Annotated in this window: 7 protein-coding genes and 4 tRNA genes; 2 read left to right on the top strand and 9 right to left on the bottom strand. The window is 69.5% G+C overall.

The annotated features are described in order from the left end of the window. Positions 1-58: 58 nt before the first annotated feature. From HMPREF0043_RS04835 to HMPREF0043_RS04795, 9 genes are all read right to left on the bottom strand, one after another. Positions 59-634 (bottom strand): hypothetical protein, encoded by a 576-nt coding sequence (locus HMPREF0043_RS04835; RefSeq protein ID WP_021601787.1) that lies wholly within the window; start codon positions 632-634, stop codon positions 59-61. Further along, complete coding sequence (locus HMPREF0043_RS04830) at positions 631-1,758, bottom strand: glycosyltransferase family 4 protein (RefSeq protein ID WP_021601786.1); 1,128 nt, start codon at positions 1,756-1,758, stop codon at positions 631-633. The genes HMPREF0043_RS04835 and HMPREF0043_RS04830 overlap by 4 nt, the downstream gene beginning before the upstream one ends. Next, the gene (locus HMPREF0043_RS04825) at positions 1,755-2,729 is read right to left on the bottom strand and encodes a phosphatidylinositol mannoside acyltransferase (protein WP_040317876.1); all 975 of its coding nucleotides are present in this window, start codon (positions 2,727-2,729) and stop codon (positions 1,755-1,757) included. The genes HMPREF0043_RS04830 and HMPREF0043_RS04825 overlap by 4 nt, the downstream gene beginning before the upstream one ends. Beyond that, positions 2,729-3,352: a phosphatidylinositol phosphate synthase gene (pgsA, locus tag HMPREF0043_RS04820; RefSeq protein ID WP_021601784.1), complete on the bottom strand. Its 624-nt coding sequence runs from the start codon at positions 3,350-3,352 to the stop codon at positions 2,729-2,731. The genes HMPREF0043_RS04825 and pgsA overlap by 1 nt, the downstream gene beginning before the upstream one ends. Then, positions 3,346-3,942 carry an HIT family protein gene (locus tag HMPREF0043_RS04815; RefSeq protein WP_040317883.1) on the bottom strand — a complete coding sequence of 199 codons (597 nt, stop codon included), beginning with the start codon at positions 3,940-3,942 and terminating at the stop codon, positions 3,346-3,348. The genes pgsA and HMPREF0043_RS04815 overlap by 7 nt, the downstream gene beginning before the upstream one ends. A gap of 10 nt (positions 3,943-3,952) precedes the next feature. Further along, positions 3,953-5,953 carry a threonine--tRNA ligase gene (gene thrS, locus HMPREF0043_RS04810; protein WP_021601782.1) on the bottom strand — a complete coding sequence of 667 codons (2,001 nt, stop codon included), beginning with the start codon at positions 5,951-5,953 and terminating at the stop codon, positions 3,953-3,955. A gap of 432 nt (positions 5,954-6,385) precedes the next feature. Next, positions 6,386-6,457: transfer RNA gene (locus tag HMPREF0043_RS04805), tRNA-Val, on the bottom strand. A 5-nt stretch (positions 6,458-6,462) separates the two neighbouring features. Further along, positions 6,463-6,533: transfer RNA gene (locus HMPREF0043_RS04800), tRNA-Cys, on the bottom strand. Between the two features lie 28 nt (positions 6,534-6,561). Beyond that, positions 6,562-6,634, bottom strand: a tRNA-Gly gene (locus HMPREF0043_RS04795). A gap of 147 nt (positions 6,635-6,781) precedes the next feature. Between HMPREF0043_RS04795 and HMPREF0043_RS04790 the strand changes: the two genes are divergently transcribed. Next, positions 6,782-6,853, top strand: a tRNA-Val gene (locus tag HMPREF0043_RS04790). A 149-nt stretch (positions 6,854-7,002) separates the two neighbouring features. Continuing rightward, positions 7,003-9,457 (top strand): glycogen debranching protein GlgX (gene glgX, locus HMPREF0043_RS04785; RefSeq protein ID WP_021601780.1); only part of this gene is annotated, 2,455 nt, incomplete at its 3' end.

Below are 9,457 nucleotides of genomic sequence, written 5' to 3'. Positions count from 1 at the left end.
GGGCCGGGGCGCCGTCCGCCCTGGGGAGGCGGCGGGGGTGGGTAACTCACTGCTGCTCCTATTCGTCGTCGATGTCGACGGTCGACGGTATCGGCGCCCGGCCGGCCAGCCGGAGGACCCGGACGGCGAACGAACGCCTCAGGCGCCGAATCTGATCGACGTGCGAATTGTGGAAGGTCCTGGTCATGCGCACGTCGAGCCGGGAACGGGCCAGGCGCTCGAAGACGTCCTGTGCGTCGGAGGCTATTTCGTCCGACTCCAGCTCGTCCACCGTCAGGCGGAGGGTGCGCGACAGGGAAGACTCGATGCTCCGCCTATCGTCGGCGACTCCCCGGGAGGCGAATTCGAGGTCGATGCCGTCGAGCCCGTCGTCGACGATCGGCAGCATGCCCTTGCTCAGGCATGCCTCCGCCGCATCGGTCAGGAGGATGCCCCCGGCCACGTCGAGGGTGCCCGAACCCGCGAAGTCCCGAGCATACTGGGCGCGGGCCCGCAGGGCCAACTCGAGGGCCCGGCGGGACTTGACCACCGTCTGGTGGAGCCTGTCGAGCCGGCGGGCGCGAAGCGAGACGACGACCCCCGCGGCGGCGGCGGCAACGGCCAGAGCGAGCAGGACGACTTCCAGGCCGCTCATTCCTCGACCTCCAGCCCCGCCGTCCTGACGGCGGTCTCGTAGACGGCGTAGATCTGGGAGGCGACCGTGGACCAGTCGTATCGCCGCGATTCGCTCTGCGCCCGCGCGACGGTCTCGGAGCGCCCCCGCGGATCCGCCAGGGAGCGGACGACCGTTTCCGCCAGGTCCTGCGCGTCGGCGTTGGCGAACAGGCCGCCGAAGGAGCCGTTGCCCAGGACGGCGCGGAACGCGGGGATGTCCGAGGCGACGATGTAGCTTCCGGCGCTCATGGCCTCGACGAGGATGATGCCGAAGGATTCCCCGCCCGTGTTGGGGGCCAGGTAGATGTCGACGGAGGACAGCAGCGCGGCCTTGTCGCGGTCGCTGACGCCCCCGAGGAACTCGACGCGGTCGGCGCGTTCGCCGAACAGGGCGCGCGCCTCGTCCGCGTCTCCGCGGCCGGCTACCAGGAGCCGCACCCCCGGCGACACCTCGCATATGAGCGGGAAGGCCTGCGCCACCACCGGGAGGCCCTTGCGGGGTTCGTCGAGGCGCCCGAGGAAGCCGATGGTGGGGTGCTCGGCCGTGCCCGCGAACCGCGCGTCGCGCTCGGCGTTCTCGAACGCCTGGGTGTAGACGCCGTTGGGGATGACGAAGGCGTCCCCGCCGAGGTATTGGACGGCGGTGCGCCGCGCCTCCTGGGAAACGGCGATCCGGGCCTGGATCCTCTCCAGAACGGGCCGGAGCACAGGGGTGAAGAGCTCGAAGGTCCGGGAGCGGTCCATCGCCGTGTGGAAAGTCGAGACCACGGGGCAGTCGGAGCTCATGAGCGCCAGCATCGACACCGAGGGAACGAAGGGCTCGTGCACGTGGAGGACGTCGAAGTCGCCGGCCCGCAGCCACGCGCGCACCTCCCGGTTGACCCGCGGGCCGAAGGCGAGGCGCGCGATCGAGCCGTTGTAGGGGACGGGTATCGCCGACCCGGTGGGAGTGAGGTAGTCCGGCGCGCTTTCGAGCGCCTCCGAGGGAGCCACGACGCCGACCTCGTGCCCCCGCCGGATGAGCTCCTCGGCCAGGTCCCGGATGTGTATCCCCACGCCTCCGGGGACGTCCCACGAATACGGGCAGGCGATGCCGATCCTCACGAGCCCTCCTCCGCAGCCCGCGCCCTGGCGCGCGCCAGGCGCTCGGGGTCGAGGTCGGAGACGAAGACCCTCTGAAGCATGTGCCAGTCCTCCAGGTGGGCGCGGAGCCACGGTTCGAACTGGTCCATCCACTCCTGGCTCATCCGCCTCACGTCGGCCGCCCGCTCCCGCGAATCCGAGTCCGGCGTCGTCTCGGCCCTGACGGGCTCGCCGACGGTCAGCCTGAGGCCCCAGCGGGTTCCCGCCGCCGCCCTCCGCCGCCTGGCCAGCCTCTCGTAGCGCGAGAAGACGGGATAGATCGCGCACCCGGTCCTCTGGGCCAGCAGGGCCGGGCCGGGGGCGACGAGCATCGCGTGGCCCGCCAGGCGGACCTCCACTCCGCTCGCCGTGAGATCGCGGTCGGCCAGGATCGGGGTGAAGCACACGCCGGCGGCCATGTCCTCCTCCAGGGCCCGCAGGCCTCCCCCTCCCCGCACCACGGGGTAGATCGTCATCCCCAGGCCGGTCCTGAAGCGGAGGAAGTCCTCGTACAGCCCGGCCGGCTCGAGCCGCTCCGCGAGCGTGTGGACGGGCGCGAGGTCGATGCACGCCCAGGCGCCGGCCATGTCCCAGTTTCCCGCGTGCACGAGGGCCGCCGTGGCGGACCGGCCGGAGGCCAGGTCGGCGCGCAGCTCGGCGTCGTTGTCGAGCTGGACGCGGGCGAGTATGCGGTCCTCGCCGAGGACCGGCAGGCGGAAGCACTCGTAGTAGTAGCGCATGTAGGAACGCATGGCGGCGGCCGACAGGAGCCGGGCCCGCACAGGCCCCAGCCCGGGGCGGATCCTGGCCTGGTTGGCGCGCAGCCGGCGCGCCCCCGCCGAGCCGGACAGCCCCATGGCGGTCCCCGCGGCGGAGAAGAGCGCGCGCCCGACGGACTCGGGGAGCCTCTCCACGGCGGCGCGCGCCAGTGCGAATGCCCGAACGACGTCCATCATTCCTCCGGGGCGGTGGCCTGGCGGCGGACGACGACCATCCGCTGGACGGTGGTCACCAGCCCGGCCAGGAAGAGGTACCACACGGCCACGACGAGGATGACGTCCCCCAGCTCCATGCCCACGAACAGGGCCGAGAACAGGATGACGACCAGGCGGTCGGCGCGCTCGGCTATCCCCACGTTCGCAGTCATCCCCAGGCCCTCGGCGCGCGCCCGCGCGTATGGGACGACCGAGCCGGTCACGAGGGCCCCCAGGGTGCCCACGAGGAGCAGCGCGTGGTACCGCGGCTCGGCGTGGGCGTCAGCCCAAGCGAGCAGTCCGACGAAGATGGCGGCGTCGCTGATCCGGTCGAGCGTCGAGTCCAGGAACGCCCCCCATCTCGAGCTCGTTCCCGTCAGGCGGGCGATCTGCCCGTCGAGACTGTCGAACAAGACGAGGGCCCCCAGGCTGAGGGCGCCCGCGGTCAGGTGGTCGGTGGGGAACAGCCAGAGCGCCAGCGCCACTCCCGCGACGGTCCCGGTGATCGTCACGGCGTCGGCCGACACGCCGATCCTGACGAAGAGTTTGGCGACGGGCCCGAAGACGGCCTGGACGAAGGGGCGCCCCGATCTGCTCAGCATCGGCCCCTCCCCTCGCTCGACTCCCACGCCCGCGACAGCAGCGCCCTCGTGTCGGCCAGGATCGCCGGGACCGCCTTGGTCCGGGCGACGATGGGCAGGAAGTTGGCGTCCCCGGTCCACCGGGGGACGACGTGCTGGTGGATGTGGGCGGCGATCCCCGCGCCCGCCGTCTGGCCCTGGTTCATCCCGAGGTTGAAGCCGCCCGGCGCCATGGCGGCGGTGATGGCCTCCATGGCGCGGGCCGTCATCCGCCCCATCTCGATGCGCTCGGCGTCGGCGAGGTCCGTGTACAGGGACACGTGACGGTAGGTGCACACCAGGAGGTGGCCGGAGTTGTACGGGTAGAGGTTGAGCAGGGCGTAGCAGCTCTCGCCCCGGGCGACGATGAGGGCCTCCTCGTCGGTCTGGCCGGGCGCGCGGCAGAAGGGGCATTCGCCGCGAGAGGAGTCGGCGGGCTTGTCCTGGCCGGATATGTAGGCGGCGCGGTGGGGGGTCCACAGGCGCTGGAATCCGTCGGCCTCGCCGGGCAGGGTCTCGGCGGGCTCGAGTCGCGGCTCGGCGTCGGCCGGCGCCGGGCCGTTCCCACTCACCGAAGCGTCCTCATTCACCGGGCCGCTCCAGAGCCGGGGCGATCCGCTCGCCGGCGGGATCGTTCACCCGCCGCTCGACGACGTCCGCGATGTGCGCGACAGCTTCGGCCACCGGGATGCCGTTCTCCTGGTGTCCGTCGCGGTACCGGAAGGAGACGGCGCCCGCCTCGGCGTCCTCGCCGCCGGCGATGAGGGTGAAGGGGATCTTCTCCTTGGCCGCGTTGCGGATCTTCTTGCCGAACCGGTCGTCGGAGAGGTCCACCTCGGCGCGGACGCCCGCGGCCCTCAGCCGCTCGGCGACGCTCTGGCAGTAGTCGTCGAAGGCCTCGGCCACGGGCACGAGGCGCGCCTGGACGGGGGCGAGCCAGGCGGGGAACGCCCCGGCGTAGTGTTCGACGAGGATGCCGATGAAGCGCTCGAGCGCGCCGAACTTGGCGGAGTGGATCATGACGGGGCGGCGGCGGCTGCCGTCGGGGGCGGTGTACTCCAGGCCGAACCGCTCGGGCTGGTTGAAGTCGTACTGGATGGTCGACATCTGCCAGGTGCGGCCGATCGCGTCCCTCGCCTGGACGGAGATCTTCGGACCGTAGAAGGCGGCGCCCCCCGGGTCGGGGATGACGCGCAGGCCGTGCTCGGCCGCGCACTCCTCGGCGATCGCCTGGAGGACGGCCGTGGCGTCGGCCCACTGTTCGTCGGTGCCGATGAACTTCTCCTTCTTCCTGCCGTCTTCGCTTCGGGTGGAGACCTCCAGGTAGAAGTCGTCCAGTCCGAAGTCCGCCAGGAGCTTGAGCACGAAGGTCAGCAGGTGGCGGATCTCGTCGCCGGCCTGCTCGGGCGTGCAGTAGGAGTGCGAGTCGTCCTGGGTGATCGAGCGCACGCGTGTCAGCCCCTGGAGGACTCCCGACTTCTCGTCGCGGTAGACGGTGCCGAATTCGAAGAAGCGCAGGGGCAGCTCCCGGTAGGATCGTCCGCGCGAGGCGAAGATCAAGTTGTGCATCGGGCAGTTCATGGCCTTCAGGTAGTACTTCTGGCCGTCGTCGTCCATGGGCGGGAACATGCCGTCCGCATAGTACGGGAGGTGCCCGGAGGTGCGGAAGAGGTCCTCCTTGGAGATGTGGGGGGTGCCGACGTAGAGGAATCCGCCGTCGATGTGCGCCTGGCGGACGTAGTCCTCCATGACCCGCTTGAGGACGCCGCCCTTGGGGTGGAAGATCGGCAGGCCCGGCCCGATCTGCTCGGGGAAGGAGTACAGGTCAAGCTCCGCGCCGAGTCTGCGGTGGTCGCGCCGTTCGGCCTCCTCGAGGCGCTCCCGGTAGGCGAGGAGGTCCTCCTTGCTGGCCCAGGCGGTCCCGTAGATGCGCTGGAGGCGGTCGCCGGACTGGTCGCCCTTCCAGTAGGCCGCCGAGGACTTGGTCAGGGCGAAGCCGTTGCCGATGAGCCGTGTGTCGGGCAGGTGGGGGCCCCGGCACAGATCGGTCCACACGACGCGGCCGTCGCGGGCGCAGTTGTCGTACATGGTCAGCCCGCCCGATCCGACTTCGACGGACGAGCCTTCGGCGCCCGCGCCCTTGGTCGAGACGAGTTCGAGCTTGTAGGGCTGGCCGGCCAGCTCGGCCGCCGCGTCGGCGTCGGAGACCTCGCGCCGCCGGAACGTCTGGCCCTCCTTGACGATGCGCTTCATGCGCTTTTCGAGGTCCCGCAGGAGCTCGGGGGTCACGGCGTCGATGTTGCCGAAGTCGTAGTAGAAGCCGTCCTCGATGAAGGGGCCGATCCCCAGGCGGGCGTCGGGATAGACCTGCTGAACCGCCTGGGCGAGGACGTGGGCAGTCGAATGCCGGAGGATGTTCAGACCGTCCTGGCTGGAGATGTCCACGCTCTCGACGACGGAGCCCTCCGGCAGCGTCGCGAGGTCCGTCGCGAGGTCCCTGAGCTCGCCGTCCACCCTCAGGGCGACGACGCTCTTCCGGGCGGCGAAGAACTCGATCCCCGAGCTTCGGCTTTCGATGGCCATCGGGCTTCCGTCGATCGACAGGCTTACGGGCACGTAGACTCCTTAAACGTCACAGAATCGGCGCACATACCGGGCGCGCAAGCCCAATACTACCCGCCGGGGGCCGAGGGACGACGCGAAGGGGACGCCCACCCCGCGGACGCAACGCCGCCCCGGCGAAGGCTGCGGGCGGCCCGGACGCGGAGGACGAGGGGATCCCTCATGGCCGCCCCGCGCCGGAAGCGCTTCGAAAAACCTCACCGCCCGCGCGAGAGGCAGGGCGCCACCGCCGAGCTCATCGAGGCTGACACGGGCATCCTACTCCACGGGGCGCCCGCGGACGCATCGCGACGCCTGCCCGCCCAGACTCCCACCGGGACAGCCCACGGCGGCCGACGCCCGCGCTCAGCCGTCCGGCATAGCGAAGGCCCCGGATTCCTCCGGGGCCTTCGGTGGGCGATACTGGGATCGAACCAGTGACCTCTTCCGTGTCAGGGAAGCGCGCTCCCGCTGCGCCAATCGCCCCAGCGAGGTGGGTACGGGATTCGAACCCGTGTACACGGCTTTGCAGGCCGTTGCCTCGCCTCTCGGCCAACCCACCGTGCGGGCGGCACGTGTGCCTCTCCCGGAGCGGATGACGGGACTCGAACCCGCGACCCTCACCTTGGCAAGGTGATGCTCTACCAACTGAGCCACATCCGCATGCCCCAACCGGCTTGTGGCCGGCGGTGCTCGATCACTATAGCGACGCGCCGCGGTCCGTGTCCAACTTACGCGCCTGAGGCGCACGCCACGCCGCACTGCTTTGCTTCGCTCCGTCGCCCGCGCTATTCTCATGACGCATTCGACGGGCGATTAGCTCAGGGGTAGAGCGCTTCGTTCACACCGAAGAGGTCACTGGTTCGATCCCAGTATCGCCCACCGCGTCAGCCCGTGCGCCGCGCGCGATGCGACAGCCCCTTACGCCTATGCGTCGCAGGCCCTCCCCTCTTCGCACGGCCTTCCCGCGCCCGGGAGATCCGACTCCGAATGAACGGACGCATCCGGCGAAAAGATGCGAGAATTGTCGCATGCAAATCTGGCCTGGACATTCTTATCCCCTGGGCGCCACGTACGATGGCGCAGGGACCAACTTCGCTATCTACTCGTCGATCGCCGAACGCATCGACCTGTGCCTCATCGATGACGACGGGCGGGAGAAATCCATAGAGTTACGTGAAGTCGACGCGGGCGTATGGCATTGCTACCTGCCGGGAGTGCGGCCCGGGCAGCAGTACGGTTTCCGCGTGACGGGCCCCTACGATCCCTCCCGGGGCCTGCGGTGCGACCGTTCGAAGCTCCTGCTCGACCCTTATGCGAAAGCCATCCACGGCGCGATCAAGAACGAACAGTCGCTCTTCTCCTACGACTTCGACGACCCGTCCAAGCGGTGCGAGCTCGACTCGGCCCCCCACACGATGACCTCCGTGGTCATCAATCCCTTCTTCGACTGGGGCCACGACCGCCCTCCGAATCACGAGTACAACGACACGATCATCTACGAGGCCCACGTACGCGGCATGACGATGCTCCACCCGGACATCCCCAAGGAGTACCGGGGGACCTACGCGGGCATCTGCCATCCGGTCATGATCGACTACCTCTCCCGGCTGGGCATCACGGCGATCGAGCTCATGCCCTGCCACCAGTTCGTCAACGACACCGCGCTGCAGAGCCGCGGCCTGTCGAACTACTGGGGGTACAACACGATCGGCTTCTTCGCGCCCCACAACGGCTACGCCTCCACGGACACCCTGGGAGGGCAGGTCGACGAGTTCAAGACGATGGTCAAGGCCTTCCACGAGGCCGACATCGAGGTCATCATGGACGTCGTCTACAACCACACGGCCGAGGGCAACCACATGGGGCCCACCCTGGCTTTCCGCGGACTGGACAACCCCTCCTACTACCGGCTCGTCGAGGACTCCCCGGAGCACTACTTCGACACCACCGGAACGGGCAACTCGCTCAACATGCGCTCGCCCAACACGCTGCAGCTCATCATGGACTCGCTGCGGTACTGGATCACGGACATGCACGTCGACGGATTCCGCTTCGACCTCGCCTCGACGCTCGCCCGCGAGCTCCACGCGGTGGACAAGCTCTCCAGCTTTTTCGACATCATCCAGCAGGACCCCCTCATCTCCCAGGTCAAGCTCATCGCCGAGCCGTGGGACATCGGCGACGGCGGCTACAACGTCGGCGGCTTCCCTCCCCTGTGGACCGAGTGGAACGGCAAATACCGCGACACCGTGCGCGACTTCTGGCGCGGCGAGCCGGCGATGCTCTCCGAGCTGGCCGGGCGTCTGACGGGCTCCTCCGACCTGTACGCCTCCAGCGGGAGGCGCCCGATGGCCTCCATCAACTTCGTCATCGCCCACGACGGCTTCACGATGCGCGACCTCGTCTCCTACAACGAGAAGCACAACGAGGCCAACGGCGAGGGCGGAGCGGACGGCGAGTCCTACAACCGCTCGTGGAACTGCGGCGCCGAAGGCCCCACCGACGACGAGAACGTCAGGAAGCTGCGCAACCGGCAGATCCGCAACTTCCTGACCACGCTCCTCCTCTCCCAGGGCGTCCCGATGATCGCCCACGGCGACGAGGTCGGCCGGACCCAGCGGGGCAACAACAACACGTACTGTCAGGACAACGAGCTGTCGTGGATGGGCTGGGACCTCGACGACGCCGCCATCGGCCTGCTCGAGTTCACCCGTCAGCTCATCGCCTTCCGCAAGGCGCACCCCGTGTTCAGGCGGCGTCGTTTCCTCGCGGGCGACTCCGAGAAGGGCGGGCGCTCGGAGATCGGGGAGATCGAGTGGTTCCGACCCGACGCGACCACGATGGAAGAGTCCGACTGGACCACCGTCTACGCCCGCTCCCTCATGGTGTACTACAACGGCTCCGCCATCGGGGAGCCCGACGTGCGCGGCGAGGACATCCACGACGACGACGCGCTCCTCCTGTTCAACGCGGACACCACCGAGCAGACGTTCACCATCCCGGAGGCGAAGTACGGCGGGGCGTGGGTCGACGTGCTGGACACGGGCAACCACGTCAACCCCGACCGGAGCTACTACCCCGCGGACACCGTGCTGGTCGAAGCCCATTCCATGCGGGTCTTCATCCGCATGGACGGCCGGATGCAGCGGAGCATCATGGCTCAGATCAACGAGGACTCCCGGTGCGTCAAGCCCCACTTCGCCTATAGTCCCGACAGCCACCCCCGCTATACGCCGACGAACAATCCCGCTCTGGGGGAGATCGAGCAGGTGGCCGTCGACGCCTCCGCCGCCGACGCGCCGGACGGGGAAGGCGTAGGCGAAGGCACACCTTCCTGCGAAGATGATGTGCCGGCGGGAGGCGCGGAATCGGCCGAGGGCTCTGAAGGGGGCGGCGAAGCGCCGGCCGGGGATCCGACTGGGAACCCGGAAGGCGCGGCAGAGGAGGGCGATGCCGCGGACGCAGCCCCCGCCTCTGCGGCGG

It is taken from the genome of Actinobaculum sp. oral taxon 183 str. F0552 (assembly GCF_000466165.1).
GTDB lineage: Bacteria > Actinomycetota > Actinomycetes > Actinomycetales > Actinomycetaceae > Peptidiphaga.
Note: the sequence above shows the minus strand (reverse complement) of the source record. Positions and strands in the feature narration are given on the sequence as shown.

What these genes read in the sequence shown, in the direction of transcription:
- HMPREF0043_RS04835 (WP_021601787.1), bottom strand. Translation starts at nt 634, where the DNA reads ATGAGCGGCCTGGAAGTCGTCCTGCTCGCTCTGGCCGTTGCCGCCGCC.
- thrS (WP_021601782.1), bottom strand. Translation starts at nt 5,953, where the DNA reads ATGGCCATCGAAAGCCGAAGCTCGGGGATCGAGTTCTTCGCCGCCCGG.
- pgsA (WP_021601784.1), bottom strand. Translation starts at nt 3,352, where the DNA reads ATGCTGAGCAGATCGGGGCGCCCCTTCGTCCAGGCCGTCTTCGGGCCC.
- HMPREF0043_RS04825 (WP_040317876.1), bottom strand. Translation starts at nt 2,729, where the DNA reads ATGGACGTCGTTCGGGCATTCGCACTGGCGCGCGCCGCCGTGGAGAGG.